Source organism: Anaerovirgula multivorans (assembly GCF_900188145.1).
Lineage (GTDB): Bacteria > Bacillota > Clostridia > Peptostreptococcales > Natronincolaceae > Anaerovirgula > Anaerovirgula multivorans.
In genome coordinates, this window is the sequence record NZ_FZOJ01000001.1 from 230,247 (window position 1) to 253,415 (window position 23,169).

Consider the following 23,169-nt stretch of genomic DNA (forward strand, 5'->3'; position numbering starts at 1 on the left):
CTAATATTTAGTTTTTTAGTGATACTTGTATATTTTGTAATTTAATTTATAATTATTCTAATTTGTAGCCATTCTATGTAACGATTTGATTTTCCCCTTCGGTGTATTGCTAAGGCACCCGCTTATTCTATATAAACAAACTAAGTGACCGACACGAAAGTTAGAAACCAAACTTTCGGTTGTCTACTTAAAGCGGCAGCCCAAGCACTACATCCTCGAAATAAATTCGGCTACAATTCAGAGGAAAAAAAGACTCCCTCTGAATTAAGTCTCATTTTACCCTTATAATAGGAAAGAGTGGGGCATTCCCACTCCTATAGAAATAATATATATTGTTACTTCGAGTATATCATAAACTTTCTTTTGGTGCAAGTTAAAAGAGGCAAAGTTGATTTGTTACAGGCAGTTCTTGAATGCACCCATGATTTATTAAAGTCTCTATGACAGTTTTAGTAATCTTTGTTCTCATCCGTAAATCCTCTATTGAAAGGAACTCTCCTTTGTCTCTTTCTAATGCAATACTACGGGCGGCATTTTGCCCAACCCCCTGCAATGATTTTAATGGAGGTAAAAGTTTGTTCTCTATTATAATAAACTTATCTGCATCTGATTTATATAGGTCTACCGATAATAATTCAATTCCTCTGCAAAACATTTCTAGAGCTACTTCTAATACTGTCAAAAGGTTTTTCTCCTTCGCTGTCATATTATTGCCCATATTCTCTAATTCTATAATTTTCTTTTTAACTATTTCTTTGCCTTTTGTAACTAAATCAGCATCAAAATCCTCTGCCTTCATGGTAAAATAAGTGGCATAAAATGACTCTGGATAATGGACTTTAAAAAATGCAATTCGAAAGGACATCATAACATAAGCAACTGCGTGGGCTTTTGGAAACATATATTTTATTTTATTGCAGGAATCAACATACCATTCTGGTACATTGTTTTCCCTCATTAACGCTTCATCCTCTGGGCTTAGACCTTTTCCCTTTCTTACATTTTCCATGATTTTAAAAGATGATTTTGCTGGTAAGCCTTTTAAGATTAAATAATTCATTATATCATCTCTAGTAGAAATAACATCCTTCAATTCAGCAACATTACTTCTCACCAATTCTTGTGCGTTGTTTATCCAAACATCCGTTCCATGGGACAATCCACTAATCCTAACTAGTTCCGCAAAAGTTTTTGGCTGTGTATCAATCAGCATTTGTCTTACAAACTTTGTTCCAAACTCTGGTATGCCTAAAGTACCTACTTCACACTTATAGTCTTCACTATCAATTCCTAATGTATCTGTTGAAGTAAATATACTCATAGTCTTTTGATCATCCAACGGTATATGCTGTGCATTAAGCTTTGTAATATCCTCTAACATTCTAATAATGGTAGGTACATCATGACCTAGAATATCTAATTTTAATAATCTTCCGCTTATCGAGTGATAATCAAAATGGGTAGTGATCACTCCAGCATTGACATCATTAGCCGGATACTGTATGGGACAAAACTCGTGAATATCTCTGTTGCTAGGTACAATCATCACGCCTCCAGGATGTTGTCCAGAAGTTCTTTTTACACCTGTACATCCCATAGTAAGCCGATTAATCTCAGCTTGAGTGCAATCTATTTGTTTTTCTTCAAGGTATTTTCTTACAAATCCATAAGCAGTTTTATCGGCTATGGTTCCTATCGTTCCTGCTCGAAAAACTTTGCCCTTTCCAAAGAGCTCCTCTGTATACTTATGGGCTTCACTTTGATATTCACCAGCAAAATTCAAGTCTATATCTGGTTCTTTATCTGCCTCAAAACCTAAGAATACCTCAAAAGGTATATCATGCCCGTCCTTAATTAATTCTTGATTACATTGAGGACACTTTTTGTCCGGCAAATCAGCACCTGAACCATAAGAGCCATCTGTAATGAATTCAGAATGTTTACAATCAGGACATACATAATGAGGAGGTAGCGGATTTACCTCAGTTATATCACTCATGGTGGCAGCAAATGAAGACCCTACCGACCCCCTTGAACCAACTAAATATCCATCCTCTAGAGACTTAGCAACTAATTTATGTGCAATAATATACATGACTGCATAACCATTATTAATAATTGAGTTTACTTCTCTATCTAACCTATCCTTCACAATAGCTGGTATCGGATCCCCATAAATTCTTTCAGCCTTACTATAGCACAGTCTTCTCAGATCTTCCTCAGAACCCTCGATTTCAGGAGGAAAAGTACCATTGGGTATAGGAATTAATTCATCAATTTTATCGTTAATTCTATTGGGATTTGTAACAACTACTTCTCTTGCTTTGTCCATCCCTAAATAACTAAATTCCTGTAGCATTTCATCTGTAGTTTTAAGATATAATGGTGCTTGATCATCTGCGTCACTAAATCCTTGGCCTGTCATGAGAATCCTTCTATAATATTCATCATACTGGTGTAAAAAATGTACATCTCCTGTGGCGATAACCGGGATACCTAACTTCTCTCCCATTTTTACAATTTTACTATTTATATTTTTTAAATCTTCATAACCATTGAGCATGCCTTTTTCTATTAGAAATTTATTATTGTCCAATGGTTGTATCTCTAAATAGTCATAATACTGAGCAATTTTCTCTATTGCTTCAATAGGTGCATTGTTAAGTAATGACTGGAATAGCTCTCCAGATTCACAAGCAGAACCAACGATAATACCTTCTCTGTATTGATTCAATAAGCTTTTAGGTATTCTAGGTTTTTTATAAAAATAATTAAGATGAGACGCAGAGACAATATTATATAAATTTTTCAAACCCTCCTGATTTTGAGCTAGTAAAATAATGTGGAAGGAGTCAAGCTTTTTGACATCAACTTTTTTTCCCAGAAATTGATTAATATCTTGTAGTGTATAAATCTCTCGATCATTCATTAATTCTATAAATTTAATAAATATTTCTGCTGTTGCTTTAGCGTCATCTACTGCCCTATGGTGGTTTTCTAGTACCACATTTAATTCCTTCGCAATGGTGTTTAATTTATGTCGTTTTAAATGGCTTAACAGGATTCTTGATAGCTTTAGGGTATCAACAATGGTATTCTTTATTTGACATCCTATTTTTTTTGCATTTTCTCTAATAAAACCAACGTCAAAATCAGCATTATGTGCCACTAAACAACATGTACCAATAAAATCTAAAAATCTTGGTAATGCACTCTCTATTGTAGGAGCATTTTCAACCATTTCGTTTGTGATACCTGTTAATTCAGTAATTTTTTCTGGAATAGGAATTTGAGGATTAATTAGAGTAGAAAAGTTGTCAACGATTTGTCTATTTTTGATTTTCACTGCGCCAATTTCAGTGATTTTATCACGAACATTAGATAAACCAGTTGTTTCAATGTCAAAAATAACATATTCATCCTCTAATGAATAGCTTTTTTCATCCACTTCAATCAATTTGCCCTCATCATTCACTAAATATCCTTCTAGACCATAAATCACCTTGATACCATATTTACTGGCGGCCTCCATAGCTTCTGGAAAAGCCTGTACTACTCCATGATCCGTAACAGCTATAGCCTTATGTCCCCAGCTAGCTGCGGTTTTTACTAGATTAGATACATTTGAAATGCCATCCATAGAGGACATCTGTGTATGTAAGTGTAACTCTATTCTTTTTGTATCTGAAAGATCTTTCCTGTCTTCTTTAGAAATATGAAGGATATCAGAAGCCATTAAAATGTTTTCTCTCAAATATTTATCGTAGGCAATATCTCCTCTAACCTTTACATACTGTCCTATTGATACGATTTCTTTCATATCGACAGTCTGATTTCTTCCTTCAAAAACTTTTACAGTTATTGAGTTTGTATAGTCAGTCATTTGTAGAATAAGCAAAGTTTTACCACTATTTAATGTTCTAGCTTCTAGTGAAAAAACTTCACCTTCAATGATTATACTTTCTAAATCATTTGAGATATCCTTTAAAGGTATTGAATCGCCAGAAAATTTCTTGCCATAGAGTATTGGTGAATATACACTAGCTCCTGCTCCCTTATTTGAGCTATCAGCTTTTTGTTGCTTATTTTCTAACTCTGTCACTTCTTTTTTCATTCTATCTACCAAAATCGTGTTTTCTTTTTCTTTTTGCTCTTCGTAGGTAGATAAATCAAATGAAAACTCTTTACTGCAGATTATTTTACACTTTATATTTTGTTGGAAATAATGCATGAAATACTTTTCTATCTTTTTCCCCACATTCCGTTCTTTGGCTTTTTGAGATAGAAAAGGCTCTTCAATTGTAATAGATAATGTTTTTTCTTTAGCTTCCCATTCTAACTGGTCTGTTATAGCTGCAATTGCCGGAATATCTTTATTAAGAATATATAAAATATTATCCCAATTTATTGTTATTAATTCTTCAATAGTGTGATACTTGTAATTATACTCAATGTGAATCTCTACATCTTTTACAATTTTTATATTTTTCTTAAGTTGTTTAATAAAGAGCTCCAATTCCTCCTGTTTTACTATTTCTGTAGACTCTAAATGAACAACTAACTTTTTTCTTTTCTTATAAAATTTTATTCCTTCTATTAAAGTATTTTCCAACGTTGAAATGGGTTCTATATTAAAAGTTGCTGCCAAGTCAACAATACTAATCTTTTGTTTTAAAGGATCCATATGGTTCCCCCTATTCTAGTTCATCCAGTATTTTAGTATGTCCTTATACATTTTCAACCGCCACACCATACCTTTACTAAAGCCAAGTTTTTCCTCCTTCATCACATGACTAATGTCCTTTAAAAAAACCTGTTGATATTTTATTTTATTATTTTTTATATATTGAGAAATAGCTATCTCGATACCATAACCACTCATATTTAACTTCTTAATATCTTCTTGTAAGGTATTCTTAAATGCCCTCTGCCCCGACAAATTAGGAGCAACCTTTTGAGCTAAATCTGTTATTAGCCTACCAGATTGAAAGATTCCTACTGTCATTTCTATATTATCATATAATAGAGGCGCCAACATAGATTCAATATGTTTAGAATTTAATCCTATTAAATCAGCATCTAATAAGAGTATAATGTCTCCTGTACAATAGCTTAAACCTTCTTTAATGGCCTGAGCTTTCCCTCTGTTTTGTGATAATTTAATTAAATTTACATGATCATATTCCGAGACGATTAAAGATGTATTATCTTCTGAGCCATCATCAACAACAATAATATCTGTGATCAGTGAGTATTTGCTTAATGGCTCTAGTACATTTCTTATCCTTGTTTCTTCATTATAAGCAGGTATAATAGCTGATATTTCCATTATAAACCTTCTACTCCTTAGTTACATATTTTCTATTTCTTCTATCAATGTTCTAATAATTTCGCTTTCGGGAACTTTTTTTATAATTTTACCCTTTTTAAATAATAATGCAGAATCAACTCCTCCAGCTATGCCGATATCTGCATCTCTTGCTTCTCCAGGACCATTTACTGCACATCCCATAATTGCAACTTTTAAAGGTTTCTTTAGGGTACTTATCTTGGTTTCTATTTCATTGGCTAAATGAATTAAATTAATCTGGCATCTACCACAGGTGGGACAAGATATTATCGTTATTTCATTTTGTATTATTCCTAAAGATTTTAATATTTGTCTTCCAACCTTTATCTCCTCAATCGGATCTCCTGTTAATGAAACTCTAACGGTATCACCAATTCCGTCAAGTAGTAATGCTCCTATTCCTATTGATGACTTTATCGTCCCAGCCCATATTGTACCAGCTTCAGTGATTCCTAAATGCAAAGGATAGTCAACCTTATTGGACATTTCTCTATAGGCATCAACCGTTAGCTGAATATCACTGGCTTTTAAAGAAATTACAATGTTATAAAATTTCATTTCTTCAAGAATAGCTATATGAGCTAAAGCACTTTCTACCATTGCATCGGAAGTAGGGCGTCCATACTTATCTAAAAGTTTTTTTTCTAAGGAGCCTGCATTAACGCCTATTCTAATTTTTATATTTCTTTCTTTTGCTAGCTTAACGATTTCTCTGACTCTATCTTTTTCTCCAATATTACCAGGGTTTAATCTTAAGCCATCAATCCCATTTTTAATAGCTTCTAAAGCCAAACGATAGTCAAAGTGTATATCAGCAACAATAGGAATCGTAGTTTGATCTTTAATTTGCTTTAAAGCATAGGCTGCTTCCATATTAGGTACAGCTAATCTAACAATATCACAGCCTATCTCTTCCAATGCCTTTATCTGCTCTACAGTTCCACTTATATCTCTAGTATCGGTTGTTGTCATAGATTGAATTGATATTGGATGATTACCTCCAATATAAACATCTCCACAAGCAACTACTTTAGTTTTTTTTCTCAACTTGATCACCTTCGGTTCAATTTTAATCTATCTATAGATAGGGGTAAGCAACTACAGAACTTAAGCAGATGACTGAAACCTATGATTTCATGTCAGTCGTTTATACAAGGTGAATTTTTGATATACTAATGGCTACATTGCAGCCCATGGTTTTGGACGAAACCGTAGACCGTGTATATCAAAAGTAGATGACCCAAATCTTTGATTTGGTGTCAGTCACTTTCACAGAGTGCAATTAAAGTTTAAAATTGGTTATCTATATATTACCCCGTAATAAAGGTTAAAATATCTTTATAGGTAATAATAATCATCAATAACATCAGTAGTGCCAATCCTATCATATGCACGAAGGCTTCCTTCTCCGGATCTACTGGTTTACCTCTAAAGAATTCGAATACCAAAAACAAAATTCTGCTTCCATCAAGTGCCGGTATAGGCAGTAGATTTACTATGCCTAGATTAATACTTATTAGTGCAGCCAAATACAGCACATTGTATAAACCATCTTGACTCGCTTGCCCTACTAAGCTAATAATTCCTACAGGTCCTACAACTTCTGCAGTTGTAGCCTGCCTAGCAAAAACTCTTCTAAAGAAGCCAAACATTTCGATAAAAATCATTTTTGTTTGTTGATAACTTCCCTTCATAGCCAAAGTAAATGATTTTTCTGTAGCAGGTACAATTCCAATCATGAAACGATTGCTTTCTTCTTCCTTTTGTGGCTCCACTATTTTTTCAATTCTTTCGTTGTTTCTTAGTAAACCAATCTTCATAGGTTCACCTTCTGAAGTGTTTATTTCATTCACTAAATGTTCCCAATCCTCTACTGCAACTCCGTCAATCGTAAGGATTTGGTCGTTCCTTTGAATCCCTACTGACTCTGCAGGAGAATTAGCAATCACTTCATCAATGGTTGTAGTTGGAATCCCCCCTATATTGTAAAAAATAATCGCAAATAGCACTAACGCTAAAATAAAATTCATGAAAGGACCAGCAAAAATGACTGCTATTCGTTCACCAACAGTTTTTTTGCTAAAACTCCTAATATCATTAGAAGTTTCATCCTCTCCCTCCATTTTAACGTAGCCGCCGAGTGGCAAAACTCTAATGGAATAATCAGTTTCTCCTTTTGTAAATTTCAACAGCCTAGGACCCATTCCTATTGCAAATTCATGCACTTTAATACCGACAAGTTTTGCAATGCTAAAGTGGCCTAGTTCATGAAAAAACACCAACAAACCAAACACTAAAATTGCTGTAAGAGCAGTAGTCATAAAAACACCTTCCTATCATAATTCGTCTATTATCCAACTCTTTACCCATTTTTCTAACTCCAATAACTCCTCAACATTATTGTAAGAAAAAGCATTGTGTTTATTCATCACTTTTTCAATATATTTTGATATATCATAAAAGGTTATTCTATTTTTTAGATAATAATCTACCAATATTTCGTTAGCAGTGTTTAATACACATGGCATTGTACCTCCTATTTTTATAGCTTCAAAGGCTAACTTTAAACATGGAAACCGTTGTAAATCTGGTTCTGTAAATGTTAAGCTGTTAATCTTTTTAAAATCCAGGCCCTTAACATTGCCTTCAACTCTATCGGGATAGGAAAGAGCATATTGTATTGGAAGTTTCATGTCTGGGATCCCTAATTGTGCAATAACAGAGCGATCCTTTAATTCTATCATAGAGTGAATTATACTTTGGGGATGAATAATCACTTCAATGTTTTCAACATGAATATCAAATAGCCATTTGGCTTCTATGACTTCTAATCCTTTGTTCATCAGTGTTGCTGAGTCAATAGATATCTTTTTTCCCATGCTCCAATTAGGATGCCTTAAAGCATCACTTGAGCTAGCAGTTTTTATATCAGCGTAGTCCCAGTTTCTAAAGGGTCCTCCAGAGGCTGTTAGTATGATCTTAGAAATATCTTCCTGCTTTTCCCCTTGTAAACATTGAAAAATAGCTGAATGTTCACTGTCAACTGGAATAATACTTACACTATTTTTATAGGAGGTCTCCATTACCAATTCTCCAGCAGCAACTAAAGTTTCTTTATTGGCCAACGCCACATTTTTTTTAGATTTTAATGCAGCAATTGTTGGTAACAATCCCACACTCCCTACTACGGAATTTAACACAATATCCACATCTTCATAAGTAGCAGCTTCAATAAGTCCTTCTATACCAAAACATATTTTTGTATTTGAGGATATCCGAGAAGCCAGCATTTTTCCCTTCTCTTCATTAAAAACCGCCACTATTTTAGGCTGATACTCCCTAATCTGCTGTTCTAAATCATCAATACTTTGCATAGCTGCTAAACCAATCACTTTAAATGTTTCAGGATGTTCTTTTACTATTTCCAAAGCTTGTTTTCCAATAGAACCCGTTGATCCTAGTACGCAAATTTTTTTCATCATTTCACTCCTCAATAAAAAAGCATCTTCGATGCTTTCGCTAGGAAACCCTAGGTTTCCTTCGACGACAGCAAAGCTGTCTGAGCACCTTCCTGAAGACGAGCATAGGAAAGTAGAACTTTCTTAATATATAAAATAAGCATTGCCTCTGTGCTATGCTTACTTTAATTGCTATTTCATAAATATAATAAAGAAATAATACACAATTGGAGCAGTAAATAGAATACTATCAAATCTATCTAAAATACCCCCGTGTCCCGGTATTAAATTACCAAAATCTTTTATTCCAACATACCTTTTAATTTGTGATGCTGTCAAATCTCCTAGTTGTGAAAGAATGCTTCCTATCATTCCCAATATTATAATCATTACCATATATTCTATGAAAAAAACATATGCAAATATACCACAAGAAAACATGCAGCCTAATACGCCCGCAATAGCTCCTTCAACTGTCTTCTTGGGACTTACTTTAGGACATAGCTTTCTTTTTCCAAAAAAATATCCGCCAAAATAGGCAAAAGTATCAGTAGACCATGCAATAATGAATATTAACCATATCATTTCATTATTCGCCAATTTATCTGTTAAAATAATATGTCCCAGAAATGTTGTTACATATAATAATCCGTAAAGAGTTAGACTCCCATCAACAACATTATATTTGAAATTATATAACTGTAAACCACTAAAAATAATAATAGTGAGGACAATAATTGCTAAGAAGTATATTACGTCAAAGGATAAATAAAACATTGTTAAAAGAATAATTGATAGTCCATAACCAATCAAGGACATTGGTTCATAGTTTTTATGTTTCATAGCGTGATAAAATTCATTTAATCCTATTAAAGCCACCAACATTGTTGCCAGGTATAAGTAAATACCACCTTTAAGAAGGATAATAACCAAAAAGGGAATTCCTATAAAACCACTGATTATTCTTTTTAGCATGAAACCCCCCCTAAACTCCACCAAATCGTCTTTGTCTATTTTGAAAATCAAATATAGCTTCCAATAGGTGTTTTCCATTGAAGTCTGGCCAATAAGTATCTGTAAACCATAATTCTGTATAGGCACATTGCCATAGAAGAAAATTGCTTAATCTATATTCTCCGCTGGTTCTAATTAACAAATCAGGATCCGGTATATTTTCAGTATCTAAATATTTTTTAATTATATCTTCATTAATATCGTCAATACTTAACTTATTATTTGATATTTCAATCGATAACTTTTGTACTGCTCTGGTTATTTCATCTCTGCTGCCATAATTTAATGCAATGTTTACACATAACCCAGTGTTACTATTGGTTAAAGATTTTGATTTACTTATTTCATCCTGAACAGCAGTCGGAAATGCAAGTATATCACCAATGGTATTAATCTTAACATTATTCTTGTGAAGCTCACTAACTTCTTTTTTTAAAAATTCTATCAATAGCTTCATCAAAGCAGAAACCTCTTGTTCAGGTCTTTTCCAATTTTCCGTTGAAAATGCAAAAAGGGTTAAATACTGCACACCAATATCTGATGCAGTTCTAACCACATCTCTTAATGCTTCCACCCCTGCCCTATGTCCTAAGGTCCTAGGCAAACCTTTTTTTTTAGCCCATCTTCCGTTTCCATCCATAATAATAGCGATATGTCCTGGTATCTTTTCTAGGTCAATCTTTAAACCGTTTTCGACTTTACTGCTTATTATATTACGAATAATCTTCATTTTGTAACCCACCTTAAGTATTTTTAAACCCCCAAATGGGGGCTTAAAAATAAGATATAATCATCTCTACTTCATCATCAGTTAACTTTTTTAACTGTATAACCCTAGTATCCCCTTGTTTGTTACTTTTTTTACTGATACTTTCCTTTATAACAACCTTAAATGAATTAGAATTTAATACAGCTAAAGCATCTTCAGCTCTGTAGCCTAAAACATCAGGGATTGATTTCAAATTTATACCTCCAAAATTTCTTTTTCTTTGTTTTCTATCATTTCATCAATTTGTTTTGTAAATTTGTCAGTGATTTTTTGGACTTCATCCTGAGCCGCTTTCAAATCATCTTCTGTTAGTTCTCCATCTTTTTGCATTTTCTTTAATGCATCATTTACATTTCTTCGCTCATTTCTTAAAGCAACTTTACTATCCTCTGCTGTCTTCTTAACTATTTTCGTTAAATCTCTTCTTCTTTCCTCTGTTAGCTGAGGAATATTCAACCTTATAATTTTTCCATCGTTTGAAGGATTAATCCCCAAATCTGATTGTTGTATAGCTTTCTCAATAAGATTCATAATAGATGGATCATAGGGTTGAATTGTTATCATTCTTGGTTCTGGTGCAGTTACGGAGGCAATTTGCTTAATAGGTGTCACTGTTCCATAGTAATCAATCGTAAGTCTATCCAGCATTGCAGGGTTTGCTCTACCAGCTCTAATACTGTTCAAGTCATCCTTTAGTACCTTTAGAGTTTTATTCATCTTTTCTTCTAACTCTTTGTGTGCTTGTAAATACATGTTTTCTCCTCCCTTAAATAATAATTATATTAAGTTTCACTATGTATATAAGTACCAATTCTTTCACCGTATATAACTTTGATTATATTTTCTGGTTCGTCTAAACTAAATACTTTAATGGGTATTCTATTATCCATACAAAGAGAAGTAGCGGTTGAATCCATTACCTTCAACTCTAATTTTAGCACGTCTAAATAGGTTAATTCCTCAAATTTCTTAGCGTCATGATAAGTATGTGGATCTTTATCATATACAGCGTCAACTTTTTTTGCTAATAATATGATATCTGCTTCAATTTCAGCAGCTCTTAATGCAGCAGTAGTATCTGTAGAGAAGTAAGGATTTCCAGTTCCTCCAGCAAAAATAACAACTCTACTTTTTTCTAAATGCCTTACAGCTCTTCTTCTTATATAGGGTTCTGCAATTTGTCTCATTTCTATAGCTGTTTGCACTCTTGTCATGATGTCTATATTTTCTAAAGCATCCTGTAAAGCCAATCCATTAATTACAGTAGCCATCATTCCCATATAATCTGCAGTGGTCCTATCCATTCCTTCACCACTTCTACCTCTCCAGAAGTTTCCTCCTCCAACAACAATTGCTACCTGTACTCCCTTTTCAGTAATATATTTTATTTCCTCAGCAATTTTATTAATCGTTTCTGTATCTAAACCAAATCCTTTCGTTCCTGCTAAAGCTTCACCACTTAACTTTAAAAGTACTCTTTTATATAGAGGTGTTTTCATTTACAAGCCTCCAATCTTAATATTTCTACAACGAATAAAAAAATCCTTTATTTTTGTTAATAGTTTTTACTAAAAACCTCTGTTTAACACTAAAAAATAAATAGATTTCTTGAAAATATTTATTTGAAAAGAGAACACAAAAAAGTGTTCTCCCACAAAACTATTGACCTATCTGTTTCGCTACTTCTTCTGCAAAATTTTCAGATTTCTTTTCAATTCCTTCTCCTACTTCAAATCTTACAAATCTTCTAATACTAATATTTTCGCCAATCTTAGCAATTTTTTCTGTTAATAATTGACTAACGGTTACATCTGGATTTTTTACAAATGGTTGTTCTAATAAGCACACTTCTTTATAATATTTTTCAATTCTTCCTTCTACCATTTTATCTACAATTTTTTCTGGTTTGCCTTCATTTAAAGCTTGTTTTCTTAAAATTTCTTTTTCCTTGTCAATTTCAGCCTGTGGAACCTCTTCCTTACTAACAAATTGAGGCTGAGATGCTGCGATCTGCATAGCTACATCCTTAACGAATTCTTTAAATTCTTGATTTTTAGCAACAAAATCTGTTTCGGAGTTTACTTCTACTAATACGCCAATTCTCCCACCATGTATGTAAGCTTCCACTAATCCTTCAGCTGCAATTCTTCCAGCTTTTTTAGCAACAGCAGCTAAGCCCTTTTCTCTTAAAACTTCTACTGCTTTATCAATATTTCCTTGTGCATCAGTTAAAGCTTTTTTACAATCCATCATGCCTGCACCAGTTTTTTCTCTAAGTTCTTTTACCATACCTGCAGTAATATTCATTCTTAACGCCTCCTATAATATTATTAAAGGTAAGGATGTAAGGGAAAACCCCCTAACCCTTACCTTATTATTCTTCAGTCTTAATTATTCTTCAACTTGAAATCCTTGTTTTCCCTCTATTACTGCATTTGCCATAGTAGCAGTAAGAAGTTTTACAGCTCTGATCGCATCATCATTTCCTGGGATAATATAATCGACTTCATCGGGGTCGCAATTAGTATCTACAATAGATACTACTGGTATACCTAAAATATGCGCTTCTTTTACTGCAATTCTTTCTTTTCTTGGATCAACTACAAATAAAAGACTTGGCATGTCCTTCATGTCTTTAATTCCACCTAAGAATTTCTCGAGTTTTTCCATCTCATTTTTAAGTTTAATAACTTCTTTCTTAGGTAATACATCAAAAGTTCCGTCTTCTTGCATTTTTTCTAATTGATGTAGACGGTCGATACGGATTTTAATTGTATTATAGTTTGTTAGCATTCCACCTAACCATCTTTGGTTTACATAATACATACCACTTCTTTTAGCTTCTTCTGCTATTGCTTCCTGTGCCTGTTTTTTTGTACCAACAAAAAGAATCGTTTTTCCTTCAGCGGCTATTTCTTTAACTACATCATAGGCTTCTTCTACTTTTTTCACTGTTTTTTGAAGATCAATGATATAAATACCATTTCTTTCTGTGAAAATATACTCTGCCATTTTAGGATTCCATCTTCTTGTTTGATGTCCAAAATGAACACCTGCTTCTAATAACTGTTTCATTGAAATTACTGACATTTGTTATTTACCTCCTTTAGTTTTCCCTCCATCTTAATCATTTCTTCTTAGGACTTTTGCAAAGCACCACTAAGTAGATTATAAGATGTGTGTTTTATCACCTTTTGTATTCTAACATACCATCAATTATTAATCAATATATTTTTTTTAATTCCTGTTATCATTATTGACAATTAATGGTGTTTTTATTAATTGATTTCTACTAATATTTCTAAAATATCTTCAATAGAGCTTTCGTTAGGAATTCTTTTTAAGCCATATTTCAAACGACCGGTCATTTGTAAGTTATTTGCTACATATATAAATTCATCTCTACTAAGAATAATTTCTTTTTCCTCTAATAATTGAGCTATTTCTTCACTAGTCATACCTTTTCTTATATAAACCTCTTTATACGCTTTGTTACTATCTACATTTTTCATTTCATCGCTGTTGTCTATATTGCTCTCCTCAATAATATTATTGTCTATTCCATCTATATGGCTTTTCTCAGAATCATTCGTTGTTTCGTTTTGTTTTATAATTTTTACAAAGGGGTCATTATTTATACTTTGTATATCATTCATTGAATCATTAATAAAAAGGATGTTGATTATACCTGCTATGACCATCCCAATACCAATGCCAATGGCTATACTATGAATTGAAAAATGTTTCAACCATTCCACCTCATTTTATTAGCTTTATAACCATCTCAATTTCTCTAACACTTTTATTGAGAATCTTCGCTATTTCTTCAGATGTTTTATTTTGTTTAGATAAATCAATAATGGGTTTATTTTTATTAAGGAACTGATTATAGTTTAATAAATGATTGAAATTCTCACTATTGCTTTCAACAGTCAGATTTTCATCATTTTTTTGTTCTTCTAGCAGAAGGTACACCTCCTGAATAACATGGGTCAAATTGGTGACTTCTTTCCTTAATTGTTCAATTTCTATGACAATTTTATCGTTACCTTCCTTAAATAAATCCCGGGAAAGGTTTATTTCTTCTTGATTAGAATTACCGGAGGCAAGTATATATTCTTCTATAGAATCGTTTTCTTTTTTTTTGAATATTAAATAAAATGAAATGATAACTACAGAAATTCCTAATAAAACTACAATATGGTTTATGTTATAATTCATAATACACCTCTTATTGTCAAATAAATATATCTAATTTTTGTCCTTTTTTATTTTTATCTTTATTTTCTCTATTATTTTCAGTATCTGAAGAATTAAAGGATTGATTAGAATTTTGTTTTTTCTTTCTATTTTGAGAATCTTGTTTACCCTCTCGCCTAACCTTTTTGCCATCTGTATGCTCTGTTTGTTGAGTTTTTTTTCTATTTCTCTTAATTTCATTTTTTTGCTGACTTTGCAAAAAAGTATTTGTATCCTTTATTCGATTAAAATCATTTTGCTTTTCTTTTGATTCATGAATTGTTTTGTTAAAGCTCAAATGAAAATCTATTGGTTTAATAGCCATATTATCACTCCCTATTTTTCATAAGGTCCAATCATAATATCTCCATCTTTTTTATATAGCGTGCTATTAATCAGCTCATCATAAATATGTCTAACTGCACTTAAAATAGTTATTTTTGCTCCTGGATAGATTTTACCTGCATGTACCTTGCCGCTTGATAAACTTTGTAGCTGATGTTCTAATAGCTGCATTTCTTTTTGAAGTTGGCCATGTTTGCTTTTCAAGTATTCATATGTTTTCAGGGATTTAACAAGAATTTCCTCTTTACTTTTAGGCAGATTATTATCCTTCGCCAACTTGCTTAATAACTCAATAGTCTTTTTTAAGTTTCCTAAATTTTTTTGAATTTCTGCAATCTCTTCTTTAAGCTTTTCATATCTCATTTTTTCATCTGGATCTATTCCTACCTCTAGATTAGTGATGGTACCCATATGGGATCCAATGATTTTAGCTCTTATCTCTTCACCAGCTCTTACTTGTCCTCCAACAATCAAACCTTTCTTTCCATCTACTATAATATTTCCCTTAGCCACAATATTGCTATGCAATATACAATCTGCTTCAATATTTCCAAAACTCTTTATGGTGGTGTTTTCTATATATTTGGAAATAAGGTTTCCACTACATTGTAAATAGGCTTGGTTGTTTCCTTGTATTCCTCTGTTCAATAGAATATTGCCCTTTGATAGGAGGGTTGCACCTTCCACCACACCATTCACTTCAATGTCACCGTCAGCTTCTACCGTAAATCCTGATTTAACATTACCTTTTATTGTTACCTTCCCATTAAAAGTAACATTTCCGGTTGAATGATCTACATCACCAGGAACCTCATATACCTGACTTACCTGCAATTTCCCGTCTCTAAAAAACACCTGTCCGTCAACATCGGCATAGATTTTTAGTCCGCTTTCGTCCTCATAGATATTTTTTCCTTTAATTACTTTCGCCGGTTTTCCTTTCAAAGCAGATATTTCTGCTCCTAAAACATTTTTGCCAGCAGTTCCATCTGTAGGTGGAATAATTTCAGCTAATAACTGTCCTTTTTTTACATTATTGATTAGATTTAAATGTTTGAAATTTACTGTCCCATCTTCTAAAAGCTGAGGTGTATAGTCTTTTTGAGTATCGAAACAATATATTATTGTCCCATTTTCACCATGTTCAGGTCTATTCCCTTGTGCAATTAGAATTTTGACCCCAAAAGTTCTATTGTCTATTATATCATGCAGCTTTTTATCATCAATCCCAAATACAATTCCTTTTTCCCTTAGCTTTTCCTTTGCGTCGTCAAAACTTAGTTCTTTACCTCCATCAGCTTCTATAATAGTAATATAAGCTTCAAGTTTATCTCTTTTAATCTCAATATGGGCATCTGAATCAATTTTCACTTCTTCTTGATAGGGGGCAATTTTTATAGGTGTAGTTACATTATCATTTAGATGTTTACTTATTACCTCTATATCATAACTTTTTACAGACTTTTTAGATAAATAGTCTACTAACTGCTTTAGCTTGTTTTTCGCATCACAAGCGTTTTGTTTTATGATTGTAATGTAAACGCCATCAGGGAAATAATCTATTTTAAAAAAATCGTCTTCTTCTACAGTAGAAATATTATTTTCTATTTCAATATTACTTTCAATTTGATTAATTTGTTCTATTGCGCTTTGCAGAGTGAGATCTTTTCTAGTAATCTTTAGCTCTATATAACCGCTCCGGAAAAAGCTGGATTTTTTTTCCTGTAGAGTTTCAACTTCAACCTCTTCTAATTTTAAGTTTAACTGTGCCAATCCAGAGTTCAGTGCTTCTTCATAGCTGTTTCCTTTACTAATTATATAATCCTTATTCATGCGATTCCCCCCCTTTTTCTTTAATCCCCTATTTTTCTACTATCTTTGCTTTTAATCTACTGATCGCCTTTGAATGTAGTTGAGATACTCTTGATTCTGAAATTTCTAATATTTCTCCTATTTCTTTATAAGTTACTTCATTAAAATAATATAATGAAATAACTTGTTTTTCTCGTTCGGGCAATTTTTCAATACTATGTTGTAATATTTCATATAATTCTCTATTGCAAATAATGTCCTCTGGCAAAGACTCTTCCTCGTATTTTAGATGATCTACGATATTGCTGTCATATAATTTTTCTTCTAAAGACACTATATTGAAACTGTTTATTTGCTGAAGTATAGTGTTTAATTCGTCGATCGATATATTTAATTCCTTTGCTACCTCTGTATCCTTGACATTTCTTCCAAACCTATTTTCTAAATTATTATAAGCTTCTTCTATCATTTTAGATTTTTGTCTGACAGAACGAGGAATCCAATCTAAATTCCTTAATTGATCTATAATCGAACCTCTAATACGTATTTGAGCATAGGTTTCAAATTTAACTTTTTTATCAATGTCAAATTTTTCAATAGCATCTAATAAGCCAAAAATGCCATAACTTACTAAGTCATCATATTCTATATTTGATCCATATGTAGAGTATAAACGACCTGCTATGATCTTAACTAATTCAATGTATCTTTCTATCAATTGATTCTTAGCTTCTTTGTCATGGTTTTTTTTATACTTCTGCCATAGGCTTTGATCTCCCATTTAAAGACCTCCTGGCTTTTCTAATTCCTTAGATTTCTTTAATACCGTGTCCTATTGTCTTTACTAGTAATCCTCCTGTATCCGAATAAACTTCAATTGTTCTACCGTAATTTCCCCCTGTATCTTCTGCAATAATAGGTACTTTAAGATCTCCTAAAATTTCTTTGGTAGCGACTACATTTCTGAAACCAATTTTCATTACATCGCTATTCCCGCCAAAAGAGAACATTTGTGCCCCGCCAGCTATTTTGGCAACAAATCTACTCCTATTGCCTCCTTCTTTTACCATTTCCTCTATTAATAGATTTATCGCTGTATCCGCAAATTTTGCTTTGTTGGCATTGTTTTTTATTTGTCTACTATCTGGCAGCATAATATGAGCTAACCCAATAAGTTGTATTTTTTTATCATATAATGCGATGCCTACACAAGAGCCTAAACCTAATGTTGTTAATATTTCTGGATATTTTACAATCTTTAAGTCAGCCATGCCAACCTTTATAATCTTTTGCATCTAATCATACACTCCTAGACTATTTAATAAAGTACTGAAGGTTTCTGCATTTGGTATTAAGAAAAAATTTGCCTTTACTAAGTCATTACCGTCTTTCAATTTTGTTTCTATTAGTAAAACTTTATCACTAACATATCCAAATTGAATGGCTGGTACGCTCAATATTGCCCCTGCCATATCTATACAAAGAGATGGAATTGAAAGTAGTAGATTTAAACCAGTAAGAGAGGATAGAGAAGAAATATAGGATCCAGATAGAATATTTCCTACTTCTTGTAGCGCTGATCGATCCATTTCATCTAAATCCTTTGAATAATCTTCCCTGCCCATAAGCATTCCCGTTAACGTCTTTGAAGAGTTTACATCTAGCAGAAACATAATATTTCCAGTGATATCTCCCTCAACGTCAAAATAAATTCCAGCTACTACACTTTCTTCTCCTCCTAGGGTATTGGCAATGTCACCATAATCTAGTATTTTTACTATTGGGACTTCCATGTCTATTTTTTTATCTATCATTTTAGCAAGGGCTGTAGCTGCATTTCCTGCTCCTATATTACCAACTTCCCGTAATACATCTAGATGCATATTGTTTAAATCTTCCACCTTAAACACTTTTAAAATGCACCTCCTTTACACTTCTTGGCTATCTTGAGTTAATATTTTCAAAATGTCTAAAATAATAATCATTCGATCATCTTCTTTACCTATGCCTTTGATATAATCATCTTCAGTATGATTAATTAAGCTATTGGTATTATCAATATTTTCTTTTTCGATGGTTAACACTTCTGAAGAACTGTCCACTAATAATCCAATCGTCATTTCCTCCACAGTAAGTATAATAATCCTTGATTCTTCTGTTAAAGTCTTTTCTCCCATTTTAAATCTTGTTCTTAAATCGATCACAGGAATGACTTCACCTCTTAAATTGATAACTCCTTTAATGTAGTGAGGCGTGTTAGGAAGTCGAGTAATTTCTAGAACCTTTTCTATTGTTTCAACAAAGTTGATAGCTACCCCATAATACTCTTCTTCCAATTTAAATATAACATACTGGTTTGTTCTTTCATTGTTATTGTCCAATCTACCTCACCCCTTTAAAAAAATGAATTCGTATCAAGTATTAGTGCTACAGAACCATTACCAAGGATTGTTGCACCTGCAATTCCTTTAATATTCGAAAGAAACTTACCTAATGATTTTATTACGATTTCCTGTTGTCCTATCAGTTCGTCTACGACAATTCCCGCCGTCCTATCCCCTTTTTTAACAATGACAATTGTATATTCTAATTTATCTTCTACATAATTGGGTACATTTAATAATTTTGAAAGTCTTAATATTGGCAGCGTTGTATTTCTAAATAATACAACTTCATTTCCTTGGACTTTTCTAATAGAATTAGCTTCAATCGTTGAAATTTCTTTTATATTATTTAACGGAATAGCATATTTTTCATCTCCTGTAACAACGAGTAACGCTTGTATAATAGCTAATGTTAGAGGCAGTCTAATAACAAATTTGCTCCCTTTATTAATAGAAGAGTTGACTTCTACCGTTCCTCCAAGGGCTTCTATTTTAGTTTTTACCACATCCAAGCCTACACCACGACCTGATATATCTGATATTTTATCAGCAGTACTAAAACCTGGTGTGAATAATAATTGAATAATTTCATTATCCTCCATTAGCTGACATTGTTGCAATGATATAATATTCTTATCAATGGCTTTTGCCTTAACCTTATCAATGTCTATGCCCTTTCCATCATCCTCTACTTCAATCACAACACTGTTGCCATCTGGATATGCTGAAAGTTTCACCGTGCCTTGCTTGTCTTTATTTACTCGCAATCTGGTCCCTGTATCTTCAATGCCGTGATCAATGGAATTTCTTATTAAATGTATCAGAGGATCTCCAATTTCGTCTATTACCGTTCTATCTACTTCTGTATCTGCTCCTGTCATGATCAAAGATATTTCTTTGTTTAATTCTTTAGAAAGATCCCTCACCATTCTTGGAAAACGATTGAATACTCTTTCAATGGGAACCATTCTGACCTTCATCACTGCATCATGTAAGCTAGTCGTTATTCTTTCAAGATGCTCTGTAGCTTCATTCATTCTCTGCCTTTTTTCTAAGTCATCAATATCCTCTAGTCTGGTTTTAATAATGATTAATTCGCTAACTAAATTCATCAGATTGTCCAAACGATCAATATCTACTCTCACTGTTTTGCCAGTTTTTGACTTTCTACTATTTGCTTCTTCTTTTTTATTTTCACTAGATGGACTATCTAAAGCTTGTTGATGTTCTTCAAATTTTTCTAAATTTTTATCATCTTCTTCCGAAAACTCAACTGAATATCTTGTGTTTTTAAAATCCAATACCTCTACCGACTCTATTTCTGAGATTCCATTTAATTCTTTACGAATATAGGCCTCATCACACTTCGAAACGATGATCAGTTCAAAGGATAAATCAAATTTCTCATCTTCAATATCTTCTATGCTAGGTGTCGATTGAATAATCTCTGCTAATTTCTCTAGCGTATTGATCACAATATAAGCTCTAGCAGATTTTAACATGCATTTTTTATCTAATGTGATTTTTATAGAAAATACATTGAAATCTCTTTCTATTGCTTTTTTAATAATATCATTTGTATAATGATTAATCGTAATGTCTATGGGCTGAGCATCATCCGAAACTTCAAAATTCTTTAATGGTTGTTTTGCCTCACCAATATCTTCATGATGCTTTAATGCTTGCAGTTTTTTTACTAAGTCTTGAGAAGTAAGTGCTCCTTCATTGTTATGCTTTTCAATCTGATCAACATAGCTTTCTAATTCATCAAAACATTCAAATAACACATCAATGACTTTAGCAGTAATAACAATATTCTTATTTCTTATATCATCTAATATGTTCTCCATTTCATGGGTCAGGCTTGCGATATTGCTAAATCCCATGGTCCCAGACATACCCTTTAAGGTATGGGCAATTCTAAAAATTTCATTTAACAAATTAATGTTTTTTGGAGAGTTTTCTAACTGCATTAAAATATCATTCATGCTTTGTAAATGCTCTTTTGACTCTTCCATAAATATGTCTAAATATTGACTCATATCCATATTATGACACCCCCACTCTATTTACTATAACATTCATTATTTTTTCTAAAGAAACTATTTCGTCAACAATGCCCGCTTTAACAGCGCTCTTTGGCATTCCATATACAACGCAGCTCTCTTCCTTCTGTGCAATGATATAAGCAGATGTTTTTTGTTTGAGGTCAATCAAACCCTTTGTACCGTCTGAACCCATTCCCGTCATGATCACTCCTATCAGATTTTTCCTATTTTCTTTTAAATTCGCCAGTGATCTAAATAGCACATCTGCTGAAGGTCTATGTCCAGAAACAAGTTGTTTTTCAGATAAGTGAATGTATAATTTGTTTACATCGTTTGTCTTTACTTCTAAATGATGACTTCCAGGTGCAATATATACACAACCTGGATAAAGTAATTCTGCGTCCTCTGCTTCCTTAACCGTTACACTAGAAATACTATTGAGTCTATCTGCTAAAGATCGTGTGAAACCAGGTGGCATATGCTGTACAATTAAAAAACTCCCAGGAAAATCTTTAGGTATTAGAGGAATGATGTGCTGCAATGCTCTAGGCCCTCCAGTAGAAATACCTATGGCCACAATATTTTTTATAGATGTATTACCTCTTGTATTTCTTTGTCGTTCTATGGAACGTCTTGTAGTATCTACTTTATTGGTAATGCTATGATCATAGAATACCTTTGCCTTATGAGCGTTTTTTACTTTTTCAACAATTTCTTTTTTGAGATGATCAGCGTTGACCATAAAAATACTTGAAGGTTTCTGAATAAAGTCTATTGCCCCTAACTCTAAAGCTATCATTGTAGATTCTGCACCTTTATACGTTAATCCACTTAACATCACAACTGGTATTGGATTAATCTCCATAATGATTTTCAATGCATCTATCCCATTCATAATTGGCATTTCAACGTCTAGGGTTATAACATCTGGTTTTAATGTTTTAATAACCTCGATTGCTTCTTTACCATTTTTCGCATCGCCAATTACTTGTAAATGTTCATCACTATTTAAGATATCGCTTAGGATTTTCCTCATAAAAGGAGAATCGTCTACTACAACTACTTTTATTCTGTTACTAGTTTTTGTCATTCTAAATCAACCCTTTTTGTCGTAGTTCACGTTGTTTTCTAAAAACAAATGCTATAATTTGATTTCTAGCACTATCTGAAATATCTATATATCTTACACCGATTTCATATTCATTCGTTGTAGGTTCCTTTTCTACCCTCACAATCTCGCCTACTACCGTTACTGTATTATTGTTATTCAGTGAAATAATGCATTCAACCTTCTGTTTTTCTTCGAACGCTTTTTTTGTAATTGCTTTTAATCCTCCTCCACTTATGTCTTTAGTAAAAATTTCTATGGACTTATTATCATTAAGATCTCTGATTACCACCTTTGTTAGTACCTTTAATCTAAAATATAATCTTCTTTGTATTTTTTCTGGTGGAGTTATTGGCTTGATAATATATACCGGAAGTTTCAATTCTAGTCTTTGTATTACTTCTCCAGTGAAACTAAATATTCCTTTTTCATCTCGATAAAACATGATGCTAATTTGTTGTCCTTGATGCAGTAGATAAGGCATCCCTTTTTTTATAGGGTTAGCAATAAACACTTTATCTCCTCTTATTTCTATTACCTGACTAACTATAGGTCTTGAAATAATAGTATTTTTAAGTCTAACAGGCTCAATTTCTATTTTTTCCCCTATCTTTAATTCTGTTAAAAGATTCATCACAGCTT

23 protein-coding genes are annotated in these 23,169 nt (G+C 32.7%); all 23 read right to left on the reverse strand.

From position 1 onward, the window contains the following. Nucleotides 1–373 precede the first annotated feature (373 nt). Nucleotides 374–4,684 (reverse strand): PolC-type DNA polymerase III, encoded by a 4,311-nt coding sequence (locus CHB72_RS01235; RefSeq protein ID WP_089281036.1) that lies wholly within the window; start codon nt 4,682–4,684, stop codon nt 374–376. Between the two features lie 15 nt (nt 4,685–4,699). After that, the gene (locus CHB72_RS01240; RefSeq protein ID WP_089281037.1) at nt 4,700–5,329 is read right to left on the reverse strand and encodes a glycosyltransferase family 2 protein; all 630 of its coding nucleotides are present in this window, start codon (nt 5,327–5,329) and stop codon (nt 4,700–4,702) included. 21 nt (nt 5,330–5,350) lie between these two features. Further along, the gene (gene ispG, locus CHB72_RS01245) at nt 5,351–6,406 is read right to left on the reverse strand and encodes a flavodoxin-dependent (E)-4-hydroxy-3-methylbut-2-enyl-diphosphate synthase (protein ID WP_089281038.1); all 1,056 of its coding nucleotides are present in this window, start codon (nt 6,404–6,406) and stop codon (nt 5,351–5,353) included. A 254-nt stretch (nt 6,407–6,660) separates the two neighbouring features. After that, on the reverse strand, nt 6,661–7,671 hold the full coding sequence (gene rseP / locus CHB72_RS01250; RefSeq protein WP_089281039.1) for an RIP metalloprotease RseP: 1,011 nt from the start codon (nt 7,669–7,671) through the stop codon (nt 6,661–6,663). A 15-nt stretch (nt 7,672–7,686) separates the two neighbouring features. Continuing rightward, nucleotides 7,687–8,829: a 1-deoxy-D-xylulose-5-phosphate reductoisomerase gene (locus CHB72_RS01255; protein WP_089281040.1), complete on the reverse strand. Its 1,143-nt coding sequence runs from the start codon at nt 8,827–8,829 to the stop codon at nt 7,687–7,689. Nucleotides 8,830–9,000: 171 nt separating this feature from the next. Next, a complete protein-coding gene (locus tag CHB72_RS01260) occupies nt 9,001–9,783 on the reverse strand; it encodes a phosphatidate cytidylyltransferase (protein WP_089281041.1) in 783 nt (260 codons plus the stop codon). Nucleotides 9,784–9,793: 10 nt separating this feature from the next. Then, nucleotides 9,794–10,552, reverse strand: coding sequence for an isoprenyl transferase (locus tag CHB72_RS01265; protein WP_089281042.1), 759 nt, complete (start codon nt 10,550–10,552; stop codon nt 9,794–9,796). Nucleotides 10,553–10,595: 43 nt separating this feature from the next. Further along, entirely contained in the window at nt 10,596–10,784 is a 189-nt protein-coding gene (locus tag CHB72_RS01270; RefSeq protein WP_089281043.1) for a PASTA domain-containing protein, read from the reverse strand. A gap of 2 nt (nt 10,785–10,786) precedes the next feature. Continuing rightward, on the reverse strand, nt 10,787–11,344 hold the full coding sequence (frr, locus tag CHB72_RS01275) for a ribosome recycling factor (protein WP_089281044.1): 558 nt from the start codon (nt 11,342–11,344) through the stop codon (nt 10,787–10,789). Between the two features lie 29 nt (nt 11,345–11,373). Beyond that, nucleotides 11,374–12,090: a UMP kinase gene (gene pyrH, locus CHB72_RS01280; RefSeq protein ID WP_089281045.1), complete on the reverse strand. Its 717-nt coding sequence runs from the start codon at nt 12,088–12,090 to the stop codon at nt 11,374–11,376. Between the two features lie 160 nt (nt 12,091–12,250). Continuing rightward, nucleotides 12,251–12,898 (reverse strand): translation elongation factor Ts, encoded by a 648-nt coding sequence (tsf, locus tag CHB72_RS01285; protein ID WP_089281046.1) that lies wholly within the window; start codon nt 12,896–12,898, stop codon nt 12,251–12,253. An 84-nt stretch (nt 12,899–12,982) separates the two neighbouring features. Further along, nucleotides 12,983–13,681, reverse strand: a complete 699-nt coding sequence (rpsB, locus tag CHB72_RS01290; protein ID WP_089281047.1) for a 30S ribosomal protein S2 — start codon at nt 13,679–13,681, stop codon at nt 12,983–12,985. A 188-nt stretch (nt 13,682–13,869) separates the two neighbouring features. Beyond that, entirely contained in the window at nt 13,870–14,340 is a 471-nt protein-coding gene (locus CHB72_RS01295; protein WP_089281048.1) for a hypothetical protein, read from the reverse strand. Nucleotides 14,341–14,350: 10 nt separating this feature from the next. Beyond that, nucleotides 14,351–14,812, reverse strand: a complete 462-nt coding sequence (locus CHB72_RS01300) for a hypothetical protein (protein WP_089281049.1) — start codon at nt 14,810–14,812, stop codon at nt 14,351–14,353. Between the two features lie 16 nt (nt 14,813–14,828). Beyond that, the gene (locus CHB72_RS01305; protein ID WP_089281050.1) at nt 14,829–15,155 is read right to left on the reverse strand and encodes a hypothetical protein; all 327 of its coding nucleotides are present in this window, start codon (nt 15,153–15,155) and stop codon (nt 14,829–14,831) included. A gap of 11 nt (nt 15,156–15,166) precedes the next feature. Further along, a complete protein-coding gene (locus tag CHB72_RS01310) occupies nt 15,167–17,008 on the reverse strand; it encodes a FapA family protein (RefSeq protein ID WP_089281051.1) in 1,842 nt (613 codons plus the stop codon). A gap of 28 nt (nt 17,009–17,036) precedes the next feature. Then, entirely contained in the window at nt 17,037–17,768 is a 732-nt protein-coding gene (locus CHB72_RS01315; RefSeq protein ID WP_089281052.1) for a FliA/WhiG family RNA polymerase sigma factor, read from the reverse strand. 28 nt (nt 17,769–17,796) lie between these two features. Next, nucleotides 17,797–18,282 carry a chemotaxis protein CheD gene (locus CHB72_RS01320; protein ID WP_089281053.1) on the reverse strand — a complete coding sequence of 162 codons (486 nt, stop codon included), beginning with the start codon at nt 18,280–18,282 and terminating at the stop codon, nt 17,797–17,799. Beyond that, a complete protein-coding gene (locus CHB72_RS01325) occupies nt 18,283–18,897 on the reverse strand; it encodes a chemotaxis protein CheC (protein WP_330396960.1) in 615 nt (204 codons plus the stop codon). Between the two features lie 18 nt (nt 18,898–18,915). Continuing rightward, a complete protein-coding gene (locus CHB72_RS01330; RefSeq protein ID WP_089281054.1) occupies nt 18,916–19,368 on the reverse strand; it encodes a chemotaxis protein CheW in 453 nt (150 codons plus the stop codon). A gap of 14 nt (nt 19,369–19,382) precedes the next feature. Beyond that, nucleotides 19,383–21,419 (reverse strand): chemotaxis protein CheA, encoded by a 2,037-nt coding sequence (locus CHB72_RS01335; protein ID WP_089281055.1) that lies wholly within the window; start codon nt 21,417–21,419, stop codon nt 19,383–19,385. A 1-nt stretch (nt 21,420) separates the two neighbouring features. Continuing rightward, nucleotides 21,421–22,509 (reverse strand): protein-glutamate methylesterase/protein-glutamine glutaminase, encoded by a 1,089-nt coding sequence (locus CHB72_RS01340; protein WP_089281056.1) that lies wholly within the window; start codon nt 22,507–22,509, stop codon nt 21,421–21,423. 1 nt (nt 22,510) lies between these two features. Continuing rightward, on the reverse strand, nt 22,511–23,161 hold the full coding sequence (locus CHB72_RS01345) for a flagellar brake protein (RefSeq protein ID WP_089281057.1): 651 nt from the start codon (nt 23,159–23,161) through the stop codon (nt 22,511–22,513). Nucleotides 23,162–23,169 lie beyond the last annotated feature (8 nt).